The 20,910-nt window shown below is 73.6% G+C and carries 16 protein-coding genes and 1 pseudogene; 8 read left to right on the plus strand and 9 right to left on the minus strand.

Going from position 1 to position 20,910, the window contains the following annotated elements; all coding sequences use genetic code 11:
* Positions 1 to 162: pseudogene (locus ACZ3TI_RS21210) on the plus strand (ABC transporter ATP-binding protein); the annotation flags it as partial.
* Between the two features lie 60 nt (positions 163 to 222).
* Entirely contained in the window at positions 223 to 2,787 is a 2,565-nt protein-coding gene (locus ACZ3TI_RS21215; protein WP_465728332.1) for an ABC transporter permease, read from the plus strand.
* Positions 2,788 to 2,920: 133 nt separating this feature from the next.
* Here the strand turns inward: ACZ3TI_RS21215 and efeU are convergent, their stop codons facing one another.
* From efeU to ACZ3TI_RS21235, 4 genes are all read right to left on the minus strand, one after another.
* Positions 2,921 to 3,769, minus strand: a complete 849-nt coding sequence (efeU, locus tag ACZ3TI_RS21220) for an iron uptake transporter permease EfeU (protein WP_465728334.1) — start codon at positions 3,767 to 3,769, stop codon at positions 2,921 to 2,923.
* A 49-nt stretch (positions 3,770 to 3,818) separates the two neighbouring features.
* Positions 3,819 to 5,126, minus strand: coding sequence for an iron uptake transporter deferrochelatase/peroxidase subunit (gene efeB / locus ACZ3TI_RS21225; protein WP_465728336.1), 1,308 nt, complete (start codon positions 5,124 to 5,126; stop codon positions 3,819 to 3,821).
* A 169-nt stretch (positions 5,127 to 5,295) separates the two neighbouring features.
* On the minus strand, positions 5,296 to 6,444 hold the full coding sequence (efeO, locus tag ACZ3TI_RS21230) for an iron uptake system protein EfeO (protein ID WP_465728339.1): 1,149 nt from the start codon (positions 6,442 to 6,444) through the stop codon (positions 5,296 to 5,298).
* Between the two features lie 129 nt (positions 6,445 to 6,573).
* Positions 6,574 to 7,389 carry an ABC transporter ATP-binding protein gene (locus ACZ3TI_RS21235; RefSeq protein WP_465728341.1) on the minus strand — a complete coding sequence of 272 codons (816 nt, stop codon included), beginning with the start codon at positions 7,387 to 7,389 and terminating at the stop codon, positions 6,574 to 6,576.
* Between the two features lie 189 nt (positions 7,390 to 7,578).
* Here ACZ3TI_RS21235 and ACZ3TI_RS21240 point away from each other — a divergent pair, with 189 nt between their 5' ends.
* Positions 7,579 to 9,687 (plus strand): amino acid adenylation domain-containing protein, encoded by a 2,109-nt coding sequence (locus tag ACZ3TI_RS21240; protein ID WP_465728343.1) that lies wholly within the window; start codon positions 7,579 to 7,581, stop codon positions 9,685 to 9,687.
* Between the two features lie 7 nt (positions 9,688 to 9,694).
* Here the strand turns inward: ACZ3TI_RS21240 and ACZ3TI_RS21245 are convergent, their stop codons facing one another.
* Complete coding sequence (locus ACZ3TI_RS21245; RefSeq protein WP_465728345.1) at positions 9,695 to 11,023, minus strand: hypothetical protein; 1,329 nt, start codon at positions 11,021 to 11,023, stop codon at positions 9,695 to 9,697.
* A 240-nt stretch (positions 11,024 to 11,263) separates the two neighbouring features.
* On the opposite strand from ACZ3TI_RS21245, the gene ACZ3TI_RS21250 reads away from it, so the two are divergent.
* The gene (locus ACZ3TI_RS21250; protein WP_465728347.1) at positions 11,264 to 12,856 is read left to right on the plus strand and encodes a M4 family metallopeptidase; all 1,593 of its coding nucleotides are present in this window, start codon (positions 11,264 to 11,266) and stop codon (positions 12,854 to 12,856) included.
* Between the two features lie 10 nt (positions 12,857 to 12,866).
* Here the strand turns inward: ACZ3TI_RS21250 and ACZ3TI_RS21255 are convergent, their stop codons facing one another.
* The 4 genes from ACZ3TI_RS21255 to ACZ3TI_RS21270 all read right to left on the minus strand — a co-directional run bounded on the left by ACZ3TI_RS21255 (position 12,867) and on the right by ACZ3TI_RS21270 (position 17,184).
* The gene (locus ACZ3TI_RS21255; RefSeq protein WP_465728349.1) at positions 12,867 to 13,913 is read right to left on the minus strand and encodes a hypothetical protein; all 1,047 of its coding nucleotides are present in this window, start codon (positions 13,911 to 13,913) and stop codon (positions 12,867 to 12,869) included.
* A gap of 42 nt (positions 13,914 to 13,955) precedes the next feature.
* On the minus strand, positions 13,956 to 14,924 hold the full coding sequence (locus ACZ3TI_RS21260) for a D-2-hydroxyacid dehydrogenase family protein (protein ID WP_465728351.1): 969 nt from the start codon (positions 14,922 to 14,924) through the stop codon (positions 13,956 to 13,958).
* Between the two features lie 88 nt (positions 14,925 to 15,012).
* Positions 15,013 to 16,014, minus strand: coding sequence for a glycerophosphodiester phosphodiesterase (locus ACZ3TI_RS21265; protein ID WP_465728353.1), 1,002 nt, complete (start codon positions 16,012 to 16,014; stop codon positions 15,013 to 15,015).
* Between the two features lie 87 nt (positions 16,015 to 16,101).
* Positions 16,102 to 17,184, minus strand: a complete 1,083-nt coding sequence (locus tag ACZ3TI_RS21270) for an ArsR/SmtB family transcription factor (protein WP_465728355.1) — start codon at positions 17,182 to 17,184, stop codon at positions 16,102 to 16,104.
* A gap of 73 nt (positions 17,185 to 17,257) precedes the next feature.
* Here ACZ3TI_RS21270 and ACZ3TI_RS21275 point away from each other — a divergent pair, with 73 nt between their 5' ends.
* The 4 genes from ACZ3TI_RS21275 to ACZ3TI_RS21290 all read left to right on the plus strand — a co-directional run bounded on the left by ACZ3TI_RS21275 (position 17,258) and on the right by ACZ3TI_RS21290 (position 20,888).
* Positions 17,258 to 18,205 carry an oxidoreductase gene (locus ACZ3TI_RS21275; protein ID WP_465728357.1) on the plus strand — a complete coding sequence of 316 codons (948 nt, stop codon included), beginning with the start codon at positions 17,258 to 17,260 and terminating at the stop codon, positions 18,203 to 18,205.
* 167 nt (positions 18,206 to 18,372) lie between these two features.
* Complete coding sequence (locus ACZ3TI_RS21280; protein ID WP_465728359.1) at positions 18,373 to 18,996, plus strand: histidine phosphatase family protein; 624 nt, start codon at positions 18,373 to 18,375, stop codon at positions 18,994 to 18,996.
* Positions 18,997 to 19,097: 101 nt separating this feature from the next.
* A complete protein-coding gene (locus ACZ3TI_RS21285) occupies positions 19,098 to 19,697 on the plus strand; it encodes a TetR/AcrR family transcriptional regulator (protein ID WP_465728361.1) in 600 nt (199 codons plus the stop codon).
* Between the two features lie 123 nt (positions 19,698 to 19,820).
* On the plus strand, positions 19,821 to 20,888 hold the full coding sequence (locus ACZ3TI_RS21290) for an SDR family oxidoreductase (RefSeq protein ID WP_465728363.1): 1,068 nt from the start codon (positions 19,821 to 19,823) through the stop codon (positions 20,886 to 20,888).
* The last annotated feature ends 22 nt before the right edge of the window (positions 20,889 to 20,910 follow it).

Below are 20,910 nucleotides of genomic sequence, written 5' to 3' on the forward strand. Positions count from 1 at the left end.
CAGACCGTCGTCATGGTCACCCACGACCCCGTCGCCGCCTCCTACGCCGACCGCGTCGTCTTCCTCGCCGACGGCCGCATCGTCGACGAGCTCCACGCACCCACCGCCGACACCGTCCTGGACCGCATGCGCCGCTTCGACGCCAAGGGCCGCACCAGCTGACACGGCCCACCGGCCCCGATGCCACCCGTCCCACGAGTACCCCAGGACTGACAACACCTCATGTTCCGCACCGCACTGCGCAACGTGCTCGCCCACAAGGCCCGGCTGCTGATGACGGTGCTCGCCGTCATGCTCGGCACCGCCTTCGTGGCCGGCACGCTCGTCTTCTCCGACACCTTCGGCAACGCGCTCAGGACCCAGAACTCCAAGAGCTACAGCGACATCGCCGTCACGGTCGGCGACCGGGAAGCCGTCGGCCGCGGCTACGACCACGGCGGCAAGCCCGGCACCGGCCCGACCCTCACCGAGGAGACCCGCCGCAAGGTCTCCGCACTGCCCGGTGTCGCCGATGCCCGCGGCGTGGTCAGCGGCTTCGCCGGCATCGCCGACAAGAAGGGCGCGCTGATCGGCGACGGCTTCTCCACCACCGGCACCAACTACGTGCCGGGCGCCGACGGCACCGACCCGCGCTACCCGCTGGTCGAGGGGCGCGGCCCGAAGAACGCCACCGAGGTCGCCCTCGACACCAGGACCGCCGACAAGGGCGGCTACAAGGTCGGCGACACCGTGCGGGTCGCCGTCAACGGCCCGGTGATGGAGCTCAAGCTCACCGGCACCCTGCACACCAACGACCCGCGCGTGCAGGCCGGCGGCTCGCTGGCCGCCTTCGACACCGCCACCGCCCAGCAGCTCTACCTGAGCCCGGGCCGCTTCGGCGAGCTGGACGTCAAGGCCAAGCCGGGCACCGACGACACCGCGCTGCTCGCCGCCGTCAAGCAGACCGTCCCGCAGGGCGACAACATCGACGCCCAGACCGGTCGCGAGCTCGCCGCCGAGCAGGACCGGATGATCAAGCAGGGCACCAAGGCCCTGAGCACCTTCCTGATGGTCTTCGCGGGCATCGCGCTGTTCGTCGGGATCTTCATCATCGCCAACACCTTCACCATGCTGGTCGCCCAGCGCACCAAGGAACTGGCCCTGCTGCGCGCCGTCGGCGCGACCCGCCGCCAGATCACCCGGTCGGTGCTGATCGAGGCGCTCCTGGTCGGCCTCACCGCGTCGGCGGCCGGCCTGCTGGCGGGCATCGGCGTCGCCGTCGGGCTCAAGGCGTTCCTCAACGGCCCGATGGACGCGAACCTGCCGGACGGCCCGCTGATCGTCGCTCCGAGCACGGCGATCGCCGCGATCGCGGTCGGCGTGCTGGTGACGGTGCTGGCCGCCTGGCTGCCCGCCCGCCGGGCCTCCCGGATCGCTCCGGTGGCCGCGATGAGCTCGGTCGAGCAGCCCGCGACCCACAAGAGCCTGGTGGTCCGCAACACCATCGGCCTGCTGTTCGCCCTGGCCGGCGCGGGCGGGCTGGCCGCCGGCGTGGCCGGCAAGGAGGTCAAGCTGGTCGGCCTCGGCGCGGGCGCGCTGCTGATCGGCGTCTTCGTCCTCACGCCGCTGCTGTCCCGGCCGCTGATCGCGCTGTTCGCCCCGCTGCTGCGCCGGCTGTACGGCACTGCGGGCAAGCTGGCCAAGGAGAACGCCATCCGCAACCCGCGCCGTACCGCCGCCACGGCCTCGGCGCTGACCATCGGCGTGACCCTGATCACCTCGCTGACCGTGATCGGCGCCTCGGTGAACAAGGCCGTGGACGACGCCGCCGCGAACGACCTCAAGGCCGACTACGCGGTCACCATGCAGAACTTCTCGATGCTCTCCCCCGAGGTCGCCACCCAGATCGCCAAGGCGCCCGGCGTCCAGGCGACGAGCGTGGTGCGCACCGTCCCCGTGGAGAGCGGCCCGGACGGGTCGGACAACAAGTGGCTGACGGCGGTCGACGCCGCCACGATCGACCAGCTGGTCACCGTCAAGGTCAAGGAAGGCTCGCCGGACGCCCTCAAGCAGGGCAAGCTGCTGGTGAGTTCGGGCAGCGCCGGGCAGAACGGCCACAAGGTCGGCGACACCCTCGCCGTCACCTACCCGGACGGCAGCAAGGGCTCGCTGACCGTCGGCGCCGTCATCGAGGCCAACTCGGTGCTGGCCGGGATCGTCGCCCCCGACGCCGTCGTCGGCCCGCACGCGGCACCCGGGGCCGGACTGGACAAGGTCCTGGTCAAGGGCGCGAACGGCCCGACCGGGGAACTGAAGCAGGCACTGCGCGACGCGACCGGCGGCAACCCGCTGATCGCGGTCAAGGGCGAGAAGGACATCAAGGCGGAGAACCGCCAGCTGCTCAACGGGATCCTGAACATGATGTACGGGCTGCTCGGCATGTCCGTCGTCATCGCGGTGCTCGGTGTCGTCAACACCATGGCGATGTCGGTGTTCGAGCGCCGCCGGGAGATCGGCATGCTGCGGGCGATCGGCCTGGACCGGCTCGGCATCCGCCGGATGGTCCGCCTGGAGTCCCTGCTGATCGCGCTGTTCGGCGGGCTGGTCGGGATCGGCCTCGGCATCCTGGTGGCGTGGGCCGGTGTCCGTACGATGGCGGACAGCCTCAAGGGCATCACCACCGTGGTCCCGCCGGTCCAGGTCGTCGGCTTCCTGCTCGCGGCCGCCGTGATCGGTCTGCTGGCCGCCCTCTGGCCCGCCTTCAAGGCGGCGAAGCTGGACATCCTGGGCGCCATCAAGAGCGAGTAGCCCGGCGCCGTACCACCGGAGCCCCCGGGCGGTTCGACCGAACCGCCCGGGGGCTCCTTCACGGGCCCACACACGGAACCGCCCCGTCCGGCGGGTGCCGGGCGGGGCGGTTCGGTGCGGTCGGGGTGCCGGGTCAGGCGGCCGACTCGGCGGTGACGGGCTGGGCGGGCTTGGTCTTGCTGCCGCCGCCGAGGACGTTGAAGAAGACGGCCAGGGTGGGGATCAGGTAGGCCAGCCAGATGACCAGCTGCAGCACCGTCGGGTCGGGCTGGAAGTTGAAGACGCCCTTCAGCAGGGTGCCGTACCAGCTGTCCTTCGGGATGGTGCTGGAGATGTCGAAGGCCACGCTGTGCAGGCCGGGCAGCCAGCCGGCCTCCTGCAGGTCGTGCACGCCGTAGGCGAGGACGCCCGCCGCGACCACGACCAGCATCGCGCCGGTCCAGGTGAAGAACTTGGCCAGGTTGATCTTCAGCGCGCCGCGGTAGAACAGCCAGCCGAGCACCACCGAGGTGAGCAGGCCGAGCGCGGCGCCGACCAGCGGGTTCCAGCCGTCGTCGGTGGCCTGCACGGCCGACCAGATGAACAGCGCGGTCTCCAGGCCCTCGCGGCCGACGGCCAGGAAGGAGGTGACCACCAGGGCCGTGGTGCCCATCGCGAGCGCCGCGTCCAGCTTGCCGTGCAGCTCGGCCTTCAGGTGCCGGGCGGTGCGCCGCATCCAGAACACCATCCAGGTCACCAGGCCGACCGAGATGATCGACAGCGAGCCGCCGAGCGCCTCCTGGGCCTCGAAGGTGAGCTGCGAGGAGCCGAACTGCAGCACGGCACCGAAGGCCATCGAGAGCACCACGGCCGAGCCGACGCCGAGCCAGACCGGCGGCAGCTTGTCCTTGCGGTCGGTCTTGACCAGGTAGGCGATCAGGATGCAGACGACCAGGCTGGCTTCGAGGCCTTCGCGCAGGCCGATCAGGTAGTTGCCGAACACGCGGCCTCCTGGGGGGTGAAGAGGGTGGTACGGACGGGGGCGGGTCGGGTCAGCCGAACAGGGCCTGGCCCCACCACTCCCCCGGCTTGCGCACGCCCGCCGGGCAGGCGAAGTGCGCGGAGCCGACGTGCTGGATGTACTCGTTGAGCTTGTCGCTCGCGGCCAGGCGGGTCTGCAGCGGCACGAAGGCCTTGCGGGTGTCGCGCTGGTAGGCGAGGAAGAACAGGCCGGCGTCCAGGCGGCCGAGGCCGTCGGTGCCGTCGGTGAAGGAGAAGCCGCGGCGCAGGATCATCAGGCCGTTGTTGGCGTCCGGGTGGGCGAGCGCGACGTGCGAGTCCGCGGGCATCGCCTTGAGGTCCGGCGCGTCGTGCTCCTTGGACTTGCCGTACGGGGCGCCCTCGCCCTTGGTGCGGCCGAAGACGTCCTCCTGCTCCTTGAGCGCGGTGCGGTCCCAGGTCTCGATGTGCATCCGGATCCGCCGGGCGACCAGGTAGGAGCCGCCGGTCATCCACTCGGGGCCGTCGCCGGGGGCGGCCCAGACGTGGTCGGCGAGCTTCCCGGTGTCGGTGCCCGCGATGTTGTGGGTGCCGTCCTTGAAGCCCATCAGGTTGCGCGGGGTCTGCGCGTCCGGGGTGGTGGAGGAGGTCTTGCCGAAGCCGAGCTGGGACCAGCGGATGTTGACGGTGCCCATGCCGATGCGGGCCAGGTTGCGGATCGCGTGCACGGCGACCTGCGGGTCGTCGGCGCAGGCCTGGACGCAGATGTCGCCGCCGCTGCGGGTGGGGTCGAGCTTGTCGCCCTTGAAGCCCGGCAGGTCGATCAGGGCCTCGGGGCGCTTGGCCTTCAGGCCGAAGCGGTCCACGCCGTCCTTCTCGAACAGGCTCGGGCCGAAGCCGATGGTGAGGGTGAGCCGGGAGGCGGGCAGGCCGAGGGCCTCGCCGGTGTCGTCCGGCGGCGCCTCGGGCAGGCCGGTGGCGGCGCCGGTGCCGACCTCGCGGCCGCCGGTCATCGCGGCGGCGGCCTTGGTCCACTCCTTGAGCAGCTTGACCAGGGACTCCCGGGTGGCCTTCTCGGAGACGTCGAAGGCGGCGAAGTGCAGCCGGTCCTGGACGGGCGTGGCGATGCCGGACTGGTGGTCGCCGTAGAACGGCACCTCGGCGCCGAGCGGGGCGGCGGCCGCCGCCGGGGCGGGGTCGTCCTGCTTGGTGGCCGCGGCGACGGAGCCGACGGCGGCGGCGCCGAGCGCGACGCCCGCGCCGGCCCAGCCGATGACGGCGCGTCGGCTGACCGCGCTCTTGGTCGCGGTGGCGTCGGTGGTGGCCGGCGTCCCGTTCTGCTGCTCGTTCTCGGCGTCCATCGGCGGCGGGCCCTTCTCGGTACTGAACTGCTCGGGGTGCTCAACTGCTGTGGGTGCGAACTGCTGTGCGCCGACTCACGGATGCCGTGGCGGCCGGTCGGGCCGCCACGGCGTCGGTGGGGTGGATCTCAGCTCGCGGCCGGGTCGGTGCTCCCGGCCCGGGGGTCGGCTACTTGGCGACCACGGCGGCGGCCAGCTTCGACAGCGGCTCGCCCAGCGAGTTGACCGCGTCGGAGAAGGCCTTGCGCTCGGCCTCGGTGACCTTGTCGTAGGAGGTGAAGGTGCCGTCGGCCTGCTTGTACTTGGCGAGCAGGGTGTTGATGGCGGCGAACTCGGAGTCCAGCGTCTTGGCCAGCTCCGCGTCCTTCTCGGAGGCGACCGGCTTCAGCAGCTCGTAGGCCTTCTGCGCGCCCTCGACGTTGGCCTGGAAGTCGGCCAGGTCGGTGTGGCTGTAGCGGTCCTCCTCGCCGGTGATCTTGTTGGTGGCGACCTCGTCCAGCAGCTCCTTGGCGCCGTTGGCCATGCTGGTCGCGGTGATCTCGGCCTCGGGGATCTTCTTCTGCCAGTCCGTGAGGTCGTTGACCAGCTGGTCGGCGAGCTTCTTCTCGTCGTCGCCGATCTTGGCGTCGGCCCAGAGCGACTTCTCCAGCTTGTGCCAGCCGGTCCACTGTTGGCCGGCCTCGACCTTGTCCTCGCGGGTGTCGGTCTTGGGGTCGACGTCGCCGAAGCTCTCGGCGACCGGCTCGGTGCGCTCCCAGCCGGTGCGCGAGGCCGCGTACAGCGACTTGGCCTTCTCCAGGTCGCCGGCCTTGATCGCGTCGGCGAAGGCCTGGACGGCCGGGATGGTGGCGTCGGCCTGCTGCTGGGCGTACGTGCGGTAGGCGTCGACGGCGGCGGTCAGGCGCGGGTCGGCCGGAGCGGCGCTGCCGCCCTCGCCGGTCACGGTGATCTTCTGGCGGATGCCGTCGCCGACCATGCCGGGCTTGCAGGCGATCTCGTACGAGCCGGCCTTGATCTCGGCGTTGATGCTGGCCTTGGTGCCGGGGCCGATGTTCTCGCGCTCGGTGACGATCTTGTCACCGGCGCCGTAGACGTAGACCTCGGTGGTCTTGGAGCCCTTGTTGCTGATGTCCAGCACGACGTGTCCGGCCGGGAAGGTGGTCTTGGAGACCTCGCACGCGCTGTCGGTGGCGTTGACCTTGACGGCGTCGGAGGAGGCCGCCTTGTCGTCCTTCTTGGACGAGCAGCCGGCCAGGGTTGCGGTCGCCACAGCGAGGGTGAGCAGCGCGGCTGCGGTGGAACGGCGACGGGCGGACATGCGGGCTCCAACGGAAAAGGGCATGGGGATGCCGAGCAGTGCGAGGGCCGGCGGGGCCGGAGCCCCGTCGTTAGCTAAGGCATACCTTACGTATGGATGTCCCAGCGTCTACACCCACCCCCTGAACCGTTACCTTCCCGGTGTCCGGCGGGCGGCGGCACGGGCCGTCCAGCGGCCCTCGTGGCGGCTGATCCGGATCGGGTGGCCGAAGGTCTCGCTGATCAGAGCGGTGGTCATCACCTCCGCCACCGGTCCGGCCGCCACGCACTCTCCGGCGCGCAGCAGCAGGGCGTGGGTGGTGCTCTCCGGCAGCTCCTCCAGGTGGTGGGTGACCAGCACGCCGGCCAGCTCCGGGTGCTGGTGGCGCAGCAGGTCCAGGCTGTCCAGCAGCAGTTCGCGGGCGGTGAGGTCCAGCCCGGTGGCCGGCTCGTCGAGCAGCAGCAGGCGGGGGCTGGGCATCAGGGCGCGGGCGATCAGGGCCCGGCCGCGCTCGCCCTGGGAGAGGGTGGTCCACGGGGCCTCGGCCATCGCGCGCATGCCGAGCGTCTCGATCAGCAGCTCGGCGCGCTCCAGCACCTCCGGGCCCGGCTTGCGGTGCAGCTCCGGCTCGATGGTGTTGGTGTGCCCGGTGAGGACGACCTCGCGCACGGTCAGCGGCGAGCGCAGCGGGTGGCGCGGGTTGACGTGCCCGAGGTGGGCGCGCAGCTCGCGGACGTCGACCCGGCCGAGCCGGCGGCCGAGCACGTCCACCTCGCCGCGGGTGGGGTGGGAGACCGCGCCGAGCAGGGCGAGCAGGGTGGACTTGCCCGCGCCGTTGGGGCCGAGCAGTGCCCAGTGCTGGCCCGGGTGGATCTCCAGGGTGATCCCGCGCAGCAGGTGGCGGCCGTCGCGCACGACGTCCACGTCCTTGGTGCGCAGCAGCGGGCCGTCGAAACTCGCGGTCATGGGGCTTGGGTCTCCGATCACGGCGCCGGACGGACGCGGTGCCGTCCGTCCGCGTGCAGACTACGACCGTCGCCCGGGGCGGAGCCGGGCCGTCCACGTCGTGGACGTGCCACAACCCTGTTGCCCGAGGGGAGTTGGGAGGAGGATCGTGCCTTCGACGTTCCGTTGCGGGCACGAGGGGGAGGCCGGATGAACGTGGATGCCGAGCGGGCCGGAACGCTGCACGGGCTGGTCGAGCGGCAGGCGCGCCGGGCGCCGGCCGCGGTGGCCGTGCGCTGCGGCGACCAGGAGCTGACGTACGGGGAGCTGGACGCGCGGGCCGACCGGCTCGCCGCCCTGCTGGCGGAGCGCGGCCTGGCACCCGGCGGGCGGGTGGCGGTCGCGCTGGGCCGGGGCACCGAGGTGTACGTGGCACTGCTCGCGGTGCTGAAGGCGGGCGCCGCGTACGTGCCCCTGGAGCCGAGCGCGCCCGACGCGCTGCTGCGGCACGTGCTGGCCGATGCCGCGCCGGACGTGGTGGTGACCACGGAGGTCCACCGGGTGCGGCTGGCGGACGCGGGCTCCGCGGAGCTGGTCTGCCTGGACACGGCCACGCTCCCGGAGGCGCTGCCCTCGGCGACGCCCGACCGGCCGGAGACCGGGCCGACGGACCTCGCCTGCGTCTTCTACACCTCCGGCTCCACCGGCCTGCCCGCCGGCGCGCTGGTCGAGCATCGCAACCTGCTCGCCGCGTACGAGGGCTGGCGCGAGGTGTACGGGCTGAGCGCCGAGGACCGGATCCTGCAGACGGCGAGCCTGGAGTTCGACGTTTTCACGGCCGACTGGGTGCGGGCGCTGTGCACCGGTGCCACCCTGGTGGTCACCCCGTTCAACCTCACCCTGGACCGCACCGCCGACCTCGGCGCGCTGCCCGCTCTGGTGGCCGCCGAGCGGATCACCGTGCTGGAGCTGAACGTGCGCACCGCGCGCCGGCTCACCGCGCAGCTGGCCGCGACCGGCCAGGGCCTGCCCGGGGTGCGGCTGCTCACCGTCGGCGCCGAGAAGTGGTACCTGGACGAGCAGTTGGGCCTGCAGCGGCTGCTCGGCGAGGGGGTCAGGGTGCTGAACGTCTACGGGCTGGCCGAGGCCACCGTGGACAGCACCTACTTCGACGCGCAGGGCACCGCCGCCGCGGACGGCGCCGAGCAGGTCTCGTTGGTCGGCCGGCCCTTCCCCGGCACCCGGGTGTACGTGCTCGGCCCGAACGGCACCCCCGCCAAGCCGGGCCTGGCGGGCGAGATCGCGATCGCCGGCTCCGGCCTGACCCGCGGCTACCTCGACCGGCCGGCGGACACCGCCCGCCGCTTCGTCCGGGCGGACTTCGACCCGGACGGCCGGGTGCTGCTGACCGGCGACCTCGGCGTGCTGCGGGCGGACGGTGTGCTGGAGTTCACCGCGCGGGCCGCGACCGTGGTCGGCCCGCTCGGCGAGCAGCGGCCGATCGGCGTGCTGGCGCGGGTGCGGGCGGCGGTCCGGGCGGAGGGTGTCCTGCGCGGGCATCCGGCGGTGCGGGAGGCTGCCGTCGTCGAGGTGGAGCCGGTGCCGGGGCAGCGGCAGCTGGTCGGCTACGCGGTGACCGAGCCGGGCGCGGACGGTGCCGACGCAGCGGACGGCTGGTCGCTCTCCCAGTACCTGAAGACGCAGCTCAAGGGCCGCTCGGTGCCCGCCGCCGTCGTCCCGGTGCCCGAGCTGCCGCGCACCCGGGCGGGCAAGCTGGACCGCGCGGCGCTGCCGCTGCCGGCCCCGCCGGAGCACACCGCCCCCGCCCGCTCGGGCAAGGCCGGATCCCGCAAGGGCGGCGGCAAGGCCGGGGGCGGGGGCGGCGCGGAGAGCCCGACGGGCTGCTTCGCGGTGGCCGCGGTGGTGCTCGGAGCGTTCTTCGCCTGGGTCACCACGGACTCCTTCTTCCCCGGCTCGACGGACCTCTCGGCGGTGCCCGCCGGCTACCACTTCGGCTTCCGGCTGCTCTACCTGTGCGAGAACCTCGCCTTCGGCGCGGGGATGGCGTTCCTCTTCCTCGGCCTCCCGGCGGTACTGCGGCAGGGCCGCCCGTTCCGGCTGTCCGTGTACACCTACGTGGCGGTGTTCTGGCTGCTCGCCTCCTGGTGGCCGCAGGACAACCTCTACCGGCTCACCTCCGCCACGGACTGGTCGCGCGAGACCGCGATGATCCTCGTCTTCAACGTCCCGCTGATGCTGGCGGCGGTCGTGGTGGTGGTCTTCCTGCTGACCAAGCCGCGCCAGCCTGCCAAGAAGTGAGTGGCCGTCATCTGAGCGCCTCGAACATCCCGGCCAGCCCGTGGTTCGCCGCCGCCACCAGCCCCTCGGCGGCGTCCAGCGCCTCGGCGTCCGGCCCGGCGAGGGCGAGTCCGACGGTGGGCTCCGGCTCGTGGCAGGCCGTCGGGATCAGCGGCAGCAGCGTGATGCCGAGCCGGGCGCAGCGCGGCCGCAACCGCTGCAGGTGGTCGTGCAGCGCCGCCGGGGCGAGCCGGGCGCCGAGCGGCATCCCGTCCAGGGTGCGGACCAGGTGGCCGGGGCCGCGCACCGCGTCGAGGCGGGCGGCCAGCACGAAGGCGACGGCCGGGCCGGTGAGCCGCAGGTTGATCTCGGTGGGGGCGAGCCGGCGTTCCCGGTCGGTGACGAAGTCGACGTCGTACCAGCCGCGGTAGCCGTCGGCGGCCAGCCGCTCCCCCACCGCGAGGGCGAACCGGCGGGCGGTCGCGGCGGCGCCCGGCGGGACGGCGCCGGGGCCGACGGTGACGCCCTGGTAGCGGGTGCCGGCCACGTCCATGGCGCCCGCGCCGACCGGGTGGACGGTGCCGTCCGGGCCGACCACGGCGTCGTAGGTGAGGTCGCGCAGCCGGGCGGCCGGGCCCGGGTCGACGTGCTCCTCCAGCAGCAGCGCGCCGTCCGGCGGCAGGACCTCGGTCCGGACCAGGCGCCGCAGCAGGGCCCGGCCGCCGCCCGCGGCGAACAGCTCGGCGGGCTCGACCACGACGGTGCCGTAGCCCCCGACGCCGTACGGGCTCTTCAGTACGGTGGTCAGCCCCCGGGCGGCGCGGGCGGCCAGCCGACGGCCGGCCCGGCGGCGGCCGTCCGGGCGTTCCTGGTGCGGGACGACGATCCCGGGGTGCCCGGGGGCGAGGCCGGCGAAGAGGTCGTGCGCGGCGGCCTTGGACTCGTAGCGGCGGACGGCGTCCAGCTCGGGCCCCCCGCCCTGCGCGGCGGTCCGTCCCCACCCGACCACCGGGTGGCCGGAGTCGGCGATCCGCGCGGCCAGGGCGGGGCGGGCGGCGAGCGCCTCCGCCACCGTCCGGTCCGGTGCCACGCCGCTGTGCACCTCGACCGGGCCCCAGGCCAACTCCCGGGCCAGCCAGTCGGTCCACTCCGGGGCGACCTCGGCGGGCAGCACCAGCAGTGCCGGTTCGGGGCTGTAGCCGACGGCCAGACAGGCGTAGTGGTGGGCCTGCCGCAGCCGCCGCAGTCGCTGTGCGGCGTCCATGCCGGGGCCGAAGAACTGCGCGTTGAAGTCCGCGACGTCGCCCACGTGGACGGCCGCCCGCCCACCGGTCCAGGCCCCCATCCATCCGCCCATGGACCGAGAGCGTAGGCGCTGCGGGGTCCGGGCGCGCACGGTTTCCGGGCGCTCCCCCGCGCCGCGTGTAGTCGATCGTCACAACCGCACTGTGGAGCGCATGTTAACTTCCGATCATTTTTGACCATCAAAGGACACAACTTGGCAAAGTTATGACCTTTCCTCTAGCTGCGCCTGACTGATCGCCGTCAATCTCTGACCCAGCTCCTATCCCTGCAGCTAACCCCCACTGGAGTCAGAGTGACCCCCACGTCCTCCTTCCGCCGTGCCCGCGTGGCCGGAGCCGTCGCGATCGTCGCCGCCCTCGCCGGTGCGACCATCCCCGCCGCGACGGCCTCCGCCGCGCCCGACCCGCGTGAGGCCGCGATATCCCAGGCCCGCGCCAACGTGGCCCACAACGCCGCGGTCTTCGGCTTCGGCGCCGGCCAGGACCTCGTGCTCAAGGACGTCGTGCTCGACGCCGACGGCACCTCGCACGTCCGCTTCGACCGCACCTACCAGGGCCTGCCGGTGGTCGGCGGGGACCTGGTCGTCCACCAGGACGCCAAGGGCAAGTTGAAGGACACCTCCCGGGCGGCCGCCCACGACGCCGCCGTGAAGTCGACCGTCCCGAAGGTCCCCGCGCAGTCCGGCGCCGCGAACGCGCTGTCCGCCGCCCCGGGCGTCCGGGACGCCGTCAGCACCCCCGAGCTGGTCGTCTGGGCCGCCGACGGCACCCCCCGCCTCGCCTGGCGGACCACCGTCGAGGGCACCGGCGAGCACGGCCAGCCGGCCGGCAAGGTCGTCGTCACCGACGCCACCACCGGCGAGCAGATCGAGTCCTACGACGCCGAGCACCAGGCCTCCGGCACCGGAAACTCGGAGTACACCGGCACGATCACCATCGACACCACCCCGGTCAGCGGCGGCTACACCCTGACCGACCCGATCCGCGGCCACGTCACCAAGGACGCCCACAACCTCTCGTCGAGCTCGGTCAAGGCCACCTCGGGCACCGCGTTCACCAGCGCCACCAACGTCTTCGGCGACGGCAGGAAGTTCTCCACCGACCGCTCCACCGCGGCCGTCGACGCCCACGCCAACACCGCCTGGACGTACGACTACTACAAGAACACCTTCGGCCGGAACGGCATCAAGAACGACGGCAAGGGCGCCACCGTCTTCGTCCACGTCGGCACCAACTGGGACAACGCCCAGTGGTCCGACGCCTGCTTCTGCATGATGACCGGCGACGGCGACGGCACCACCGACCCCGAGCAGGTCGACCTCGACACCATGGGCCACGAGATGACCCACGGCGTCACCAGCGCCACCGCCAACCTGCGCTACAGCGGCGAGTCCGGCGGCCTCAACGAGTCCACCAGCGACATCTTCGGCACGATGGTCGAGTGGTACGCCAACAACTCCATCGACAAGGGCGACTACCTGTTCAGCGACCAGTCCACCCCGCCGTGGCTGCGCCGCTTCGACAAGCCCTCGCTGGACGGCCGCTCGGCGGACTGCTGGAGCAGCTCGGTCGGCAAGCTGGACGTGCACAACTCCTCGGGCGTCGGCAACCACTGGTTCTACCTGGCCAGCGAGGGCAGCGGCACCAAGACCGTCAACGGTGTCACCTACAACAGCCCCACCTGCAACAACTCCACGCTGACCGGCATCGGCAACCAGAAGGTCGCCAAGATCTGGTACCGCGCGCTGACCGTCTACATGACGTCCACCACCACCTACAAGGGCGCCCGCGCCGCCTCGCTCAACGCGGCCCGCGACCTGTACGGCGCCGGCAGCGCCGAGTACAACGCGGTGGCGGCGGCCTGGAGCGGCGTCAACGTCAACTGACGTACGGCGGTCACTGCCTGAACCCCACGTGGCAGTGGTCATGGTGGGTGTCGTCGGTGAAGAACTGGTTGCCGACGCCCGGGATCGCCACCGGACCGCCCACGTTGTACGAACCGGCGGCGGCCGCGTCCCGCATGAAGGACTCGACCAGCTGCCGAGGCGTGGCCCGGTCCACCACGGCCATGCCGTCGATCCGCCAGACGTCGAAGGCCCGGCCCGGCGGATGGTCGCTGGGCCGGGTCGTCCCGAAGACGTCCAGCGGATGGCCGGTCCGTACCACGCTCACCGACAGCGTGTACGGGCCGGCCAGCCGCAGCATCGCCTCCAGCACGCTGTCGTGGACGGTGCCGCTGCGCAGATCGGCCGCCGCCTCGGGCGGCAGCTCGATCCTCGGCTCGTCCAGCACCCTGGCCACCGCCGGGGGCGGTGAGGCGGCGGCCGGGCCCGCGACGCCCGGGTGCAGGTCGGTGACGGTCCAGCGCGGCTCGGCCCGGCTCAGCCGGACGTCCACCGTGGTACCGCCCTCGGCCACCGAGCCGTCCGGGGCGCGGCTCCACTGCCGGCACACCACCAGCACGCTCGCCGAGTCGTCGAGGATCCCGCCGTACTGGGCGACGACCACCTCCAGGCTCGCCTCGGACGCCGCCGGGGCCAGCGGGCCCGCCTGGTCGGCCAGCCCGGGCGGCAGCCCGAGCGCCGCCACCCGGGCCCGGGCCGCTTCCACACCCTGACCGCCGGGCGGCCAGGCACCGAGCGCGGCGACCAGCTCCACGGCGCGGCGCTTCACATCGGGCTGGATCTCGGACGGTCCGGGCTGCCAGAGCGGCGGCTGGGGCAGCGGGTCGGGCGTCCGGCTGGGAGCCTGACTGGGAGTCGGTGTCGCGGTGGGTGTCGCGGGCGATGCCGTGCTCGGACTCGGCTCCGCCGTCCGCGACTTGCTCCCGCCCGTGCACCCCGCCGCGCCCAGCACCAGCGCCGCCGCACCCGCCCGCAGCACCCCGCGCCGGGCCGCGCCCCGGCCACGGTCGTCGTCTCCGCCCGTCATGCGGTCAGTCATCCCGTCAGTATGCGACCCGGGGCCGGGCACGCGCCGGAGGCGTCAGCCGAGTCGACGGATCGGATCGCCCGCCAGGAAGGCCGCGATGTCCTCCACCGCCTCCCCGTAGTACCGCCGGTAGTTGTCCTGCGACACGTACCCCAGGTGCGGGGTGGCGAGCAGCCGGGGCGCGGTGCGCATCGGGTGGTCGGCGGGCAGCGGCTCGATGTCGAAGACGTCCACGGCCGCGCCCGCGATCGTACCCCCGGTGAGCGCGGCGAGCAGGGCGTCCTGGTCGACGATCGCCGCCCGCGAGGTGTTGACCAGGTAGGCGTCGGGCTTCATCAGGGCGAGTTCGGCGGCGCCGATGAGCCCCCGGGTGCCCTCGTTCGACGCGAGGTGGATCGAGACGAAGTCACTGCCGCCGAGCAGCTCCTCCTTCGTCACCGCGCGACGCACGCCCGCCTCGACGGCCCGCTCGTCGGTCAGGTTCCGGCTCCACGCGACCACGTCCATGCCGAAGGCGAGCCCGACCTTGGCGACCAGGCTGCCGATCTTCCCGAGGCCGAGCAGCCCGAGCACCCGCCCGTGCAGGTCGGCGCCGACGACGCTCTGCCACGGTCCGCCCTCGCGCAGCGCGGTGTTCTCCCGGACGAGGCCGCGGGCCAGTCCGAGCAGCAGGGCCCAGGTCAGTTCGACGGGAGGGGTGGAGGAACTGGCCGTGCCGCACACTGTCACGCCGTGTGCCTCGGCGGCCGCGTAGTCGATCACCGAGTTCCGCATGCCGGAGGCGATCAGCAGCTTGAGCTTCGGCAGCCGGGCGAACAGCGACCCCGGGAAGGGCACCCGCTCGCGCAGGGTGACGGCGATGTCGAAGTCGGCCAGCGCCGCGGCGAGTTCCTCCTCCGAGCCGAAGTGCTCGCGGAAGGCCGTCACCGCGACCCGATCGGCCACCGGGGACCAGTCGACGCAGCTGGTGGCGACGCCCTGGAAGTCGTCCAGGACGGCGCAGCGAAGGATCGGAATCGTCATACCCGCACTCTCGCAGAGGGCTCCCGCCGTCCGACCGACCGGGCCGGGTCCGGCGGGATCGGCGTTCTCCCGGTCCATGCCCAGCAGCCTACGTGGCGGCGGCGGAGTCCTGCCACGCCGCGTTCCAACCGACCAGCTCCGCCGGGCGGTTGGTGATGATGCCGTCCACGCCGGCGGCGGCGAGGGCCTTCCAGCGGGCGGGTTGGTCGACCGTCCAGACGTTGACGGCGACCCCGGCGGCGTGCAGCTCCTCGACCACGGCGGGGCGGGCGGAGAGTGCGTCGTCGGAGGGGTTGTAGGCGCTCAGGCCGAGCTCGCGGGCGGTGGCGACCGGGTCGGCGTCGAGGCCCCCGCGCAGCAGGCCGAGCGGCAGCTCGGGGGCCAGCTCGCGGGTGTGGCGCAGGGCGTCCACCTCGAAGCTCTGGACGAGGACCCGGTCGGTCATGCCGTGGTCGCGGACCTCCCGGACGATCCGGGCGACCTCCTCGCGGGTGTGCGGCCCCTTGATCTCCAGCAGCAGCTTGCCGCCGCGGGTGCGCAGGTCCTCCAGCTGGGCCGCGAGGCTCGGCAGGTGGGTGCCCGCGTAGGCCGGGGCGAACCAGGAGCCCGCGTCCAGCGCGTCGAGCTGGGCGGCGGTCAGGTCGCGGATGCGGCCCTTGCCGTCGGTGGTGCGGTCCACGGTTTCGTCGTGCAGCACGTACGGGACGCCGTCCCTGCTGGGCTGGACGTCGTTCTCGATCCACTCGGCGCCGCCGCGCCGGGCGACCTCGTCCGAGACCAGGGTGTTCTCGGGCGCGGCGGAGGATGCGCCGCGGTGCGCGTACACGGTGGGCGGCGCACCGGCCGGGCGGAGCCGGGCCCCGGCGGTCGGGGCGTCCGACCGGACGGGTGGCCCGGTGAGCGCGACGGTGCCGAGGGCGGCCGCGAGCAGGGCGGCGACGAGGGCCCGTCCGGCGGTCCGGCTGGGACGTGGACTCCGGGCGCTCCACGGGTTCCGAGGGTGCCACGGGTTCCGAGGGCGCCGGGGGTGCCGGGGGTGCCGGGGGTGCCGGGGGTGCCGGGGGCTCCGGGGGTGCTGACTGGGTGTCATGTCCCGCACGCTACGGACGTCGGGCGGATCCTGCCAGATGACACCGGGGAGGATCGGCTGACATTACGGTAGCCGGAGGAACAGATCTCATCCCTCCGCCAGTGGCGCCAGCAGCGCCTCCGCCGAGGCCGTCCGCGCGTACAGCACCGACCGGCCGGCCCGGTGGGCGCTGACCAGGCGCGCGTCCCGCAGGGCCGTCAGGTACTGGGACACCGCCGAAGGCGAGAGCCCGGTGCGCCGGGCCAGTTCGGTGGTGGACGCCGGGGCCGCCAGCTCTGTCAGCAGCCGGGTGCGCGAGCGGCCGAGGACGGCGGCGAGCGCCTCGGTACCGGCCGCCGGGGCGCTCGCCCACAGCGTGCCGATGCCGCGCGCCGGGTAGGCGAGCTGCAGCGGGTCGGGCGGAGTGAGTCGGGTGTAGAGGGCCGGGCCGGTGAAGGCGGACGGCACCAGCAGCAGTCCCGCCCCGGCCGTCCGGCCCGGCAGCGGGCGGGTGCGGTGGCGCAGCCGCAGGGTGTCCTCCGTCCAGCGGAGTTCGGCGTGCAGGTCGTTCAGGACCCGTGCCGCGCCGTGCTCGGCGGCCTGCCGGGCGCGGTACAGGACGTCCGCGTCCAGGACGGCGCGGATCCGCACCCAGTACGGGGCGAGTGCCAGCTCCCAGTACACCTCGACCGCCTCGGTGAGCCGGGCCAGGCCGCCCGCCGGATCGTCGTACAGGGCGCGGAGCCGGGGGCCGGGCCGGCCGCGGCCGTCCCTCGGGCGGTCGTGCCGCGGGCGGTCCTGCCGCGGGCGATCGTGCCGCAGGCTGTCTTCCCGCAGGCGATCGTGCCGCAGGGTGTCTTCCCGCAGGCGGTCGAGGTCGTGGCGGACCCGCTCGGCCGGGGTGGCCCGGATCGCCGCCAGCTCCTCCGCCAGCGTGGGGGCGGGTCCGGCGGGGGTCGGGTTGAGGAAGTCCGGCACGTACCCGGCGGGTGGGACCAGCTCGGCGAGCAGCGCGTACGCCGGTGCGAGCGCCGCCAGCCGGGGCCGCACCTGTTCCACCCAGGGCCGGTGGACGGCGTGGGCGAGCCCCGAGCGCAGCAGCCGCAGGCTCGGGCCGACCTCCCACATCGGGGAAACCGCGAAGCGCATCCGGGCCAGGTCGCCCGCCGTGAACAGCAGTTCGGCTGCCATGCCCCGCCCCCATGGATTCAGACATGTTCGAATCATTGGCGGTCAGGTTAGTGCAGCGGCGATCATGATCAGCATGACTTCGGAGACCACCACCCCCACCATCCCCACCACCCCCGTGACCGCCGCCGCCTCCGGCAGCTGGACCCTCGGCGACCGCACCGTCCACCGCATCGGCTTCGGCACGATGCGCCTCCCGCAGACCGGCCCGGCCCTCGTCCCGCACGCCGTGCCGCGCGACCGGGAGCAGGCCCTGCGGGTGCTGCGCCGCGCTGTGGAGCTCGGCGTCGACCACATCGACACCGCCGCCTTCTACTTCTCCCCGCTGCGCTCCGCCAACGAGCTGATCAACCGGGCGCTCGCGCCGTACCGCGACGACCTGGTGATCGCCACCAAGGTCGGCCCGGCCCGCGGCATCGACGGCCGCTGGGAGGAGCACGCCCGCACCCCGGAGCGGCTGCGCGCCCAGGTCGAGCAGAACCTGCGCCAGCTCGGCCGCGACCACCTCGACCTGGTCAACCTGCGGGTCCTCGGTACCGACTCGATCGCCGAACGCTTCGGCGCGCTGGCCGAGTTGCAGCAGGAGGGCCTGATCCGCCACCTCGGCCTGTCCAACATCCGCCCGCACCAGCTCGCCGAGGCCCGGACCATCGCGCCCGTGGTCTGCGTGCAGAACCCGTACGGCATCGGCGCCTCGCCCGAACAGGACGAGCTGCTGCGGACCTGCGGCGAGCAGGGCATCGCCTTCGTCCCCTTCTACGCCATCGCCGGCGCGGGACGGGAAGGCGGAGCAGGCGACACCGAGTCCACCCAGGTCCGGGCGGTGGCCGAGGCGCGCGGGGTGAGCACCGCCCAGGTCCGCCTGGCCTGGACGCTGCACCGCGGCCCGCACGTCCTGGCCATCCCGGGCACCGGCGACGTGGCGCACCTCGAGGACAACATCGCCGCCGGGGCGCTGCGGCTCTCGCCCGAGGAGCTGGCCCTGCTGGACCAGGCCCACCGGGGCGACAGCCAGACCGGCTGAGCCGGAACCGGACGGGCGGTGCGGTGCGTCGCTCCGGAACGACCTGACGTCGTTTCGACGTCGCCCCCTGATGGACGTCGACCCCTGTTCACGTCGATCCCGGTCGACATCGACCCCGTCGACGTCGAACCCCGTTGACGGCGAACCCCGTTGAGGAGACCCGGAGCATGACCGACCTCGCCACCCGCTACCTCTACCTGGCCCGCCACGGCGAGGCCGCGCCAGACGGCAGCGGGCTCTCCGACACCGGACGCCGGCAGGCCGTCCTACTGGGCCGACGGCTGGCGGGCCGGCCGATCTCGGCGGTGCACCACGGCCCGCTGCCCCGGGCCGCGCAGACCGCGCAGCTGGTCGCGAAGCAGCTGGGCGGCGTGGTGCCCGCGGTGTGCGAGGAAGCCGGGGACTACGTCCCGTACCTGCCCGAGCGGACCGAACTGCCGGAGGACAGCGCGGAGTTCCTGCTGGAGTTCCTCTCGCACGCCACGGCGGAGGAGTGCGAGATCGGCGCGGTACTGGCGCCGCGGGCGGTCGAGCGGTTCACCGGTCCGGTGGCGGGCGGCGAGGAGCGGCACGAGCTCGTCGTCACCCACGCCTTCCTGGTCGGCTGGCTCGTCCGGCACGCCCTGGACGCCCCGGCCTGGCGCTGGCTCGGGCTGCAGGTCGCCAACGCGGGCTTGACGGTCCTGCGTTACGCTCCAGGCCGGCCCCCGTCCGTCCTGCTGCTGAACGACCAGGGCCACCTGCCCGAGGAGCTGCGCTGGACCGGCTTCCCGCCCGGGCTGCCCCGCTGACTCCACGCCCGCCGTCCCGCCGGCTGACATGCGGTGTCGCCCCGTGTCGTCCCGTCAACTCGCCGTCGACAGGAATATGCAGACCGGTCTACTATCGCCGCATGGGAGTCAAGGGCGAGGAGACCCGGGCCCGGCTGATCGCCGGCACCAGGGAACTGATCGAGGCGCAGGGTTACTTCGGGACCGGCCTGAACCGGATCGTGGCCGCCACCGGCGCCCCGCGCGGCTCGCTCTACTTCCACTTCCCCGGCGGCAAGGACCAGTTGGTGACGGCCGCCCTCACCGAGGCCGGCCAGGAGGTCGAGGAGCTGCTCGCAGCGCTGGCCGCCGAGGGCGCCGACACCGCCACCCTCGCCGAACGGCTCGTCGAGGCCTTCTCCGAGCGCCTGGAGCAGTCCGACTACACCAGTGGCTGCCCGATCGCGACCGTCGCCCTGGAGACGGCCGGAACGAACGACGCACTGCGGATCGTCTGCGCCGAGGTGTACGCGCGGTGGCAGCAGGTCCTCACCGACCGGCTGGAGGCCGAGGGCTTCGGCCCGGCCGAGGCCGACACCGCCGCCGGTCAGGCGCTCGCCCTGCTGGAGGGCGCCGTCCTGCTCGCCTCCGTCCGACGCAGCCGCGAACCGCTGGACCACGCCCGGCACGCCGTCCGGCACCTGCTCGGCAGGCAGGACCGGCACGAGAAGCACGACAAGTAGGCACGGGCGCGCCGCGGTCCACGCAGCGCGCCTTCGCTTGGGCAAAAAATATGCAGACCGGTCTACTGATTTCTTGGCCATCGGCTTCCCGAGCCACCGACTTCCTGAGTCCTGGAGCGCAGCATGACGTCCGCCCCGCCGCCCCGCACGCTCGTCCTCGGCGCCACCGGCTTCCTCGGCCGCTGGCTGGTCCTCGAACTCCTCACCCGCGGCGAGCCCGTGGCCGTCGCCGTCCGCGAGACGGGCGGCGAATCCGGCCGGGCCCTCGCCCTGCGCCGCTGGCTGCGCGAGCACGACGCCGACGACGTGGCCCTGACCACCGTCACCGCCGACCTCACCCGCCCCGGCCTCGGCCTCTCCCCCGAGGACGACACCCGGCTCGCCGAGGTCCGGGACGTCCACAACCTCGCCGCCCGCTACGACTTCGGCCTCACCCGCGCCCAGGCCGAACCCGCCAACGTCCACGGCGCCCTGCACGCGCTGCAGTGGTCCGCCACCCGCCCCCGGCTGCGCCGGCTCGTCCACCTCTCCGGCTACCGCGTCGGCCGCGACCCCGACCCGCGGTACCCGCTCGACGAACGCGCCACCACCGCGCTCTACACCCGCCTCGGCGCGTACGAGGCCTCAAAGCAGCTCGGCGACGCCGCCGTCCGGGTCGCCGCACCCCGCCTCGGCGTCCCGCTCACCACCGTCAACCCGAGCAGCGTGATCGGTCACTCCCGTACCGGCGAGGCCGGTCAGTACCTCGGGCTGGCCCAGCTGGTCCGCCAACTCCACGGCGGCCGCCTCCCCCTGCTGCCCGGTACCCGGCGCACCTTCCTGCCCGTGGTCACCGTCGACCACCTGGCCCGCTTCCTGGCCGCCGTCCCCGGCCACGACCGCGACCCGCTCCGGGCCCACACCGTCCTCGACCCCGAAACCCCCGTCCTGCCCGACCTGATCGCCCTCATCGCCACCCACCTGGGTGTCCGCCCGCCCCGCGGCCTGATCCCCGTCCCCCTCGTCCGCCGCCTCCCCCGCGCCCTCACCGGCGCCGACCCGGAGACCCTCACCTTCCTCTCCGAGGACCGGTACGACACCGCCTCCGCCGACCGGCTGTCCGCCGCCGCGGGCCTCGCCCACCCGCCCCTCACCCCCGCGCTGACCCGCTGGGCCACCCGCCTGGTCGAGGAGGGCTTCGGCACACGGTGACACCGGGACAGCCGTGCGCAGG

The sequence above is a fragment of the Kitasatospora sp. NPDC023120 genome (assembly GCF_055560835.1).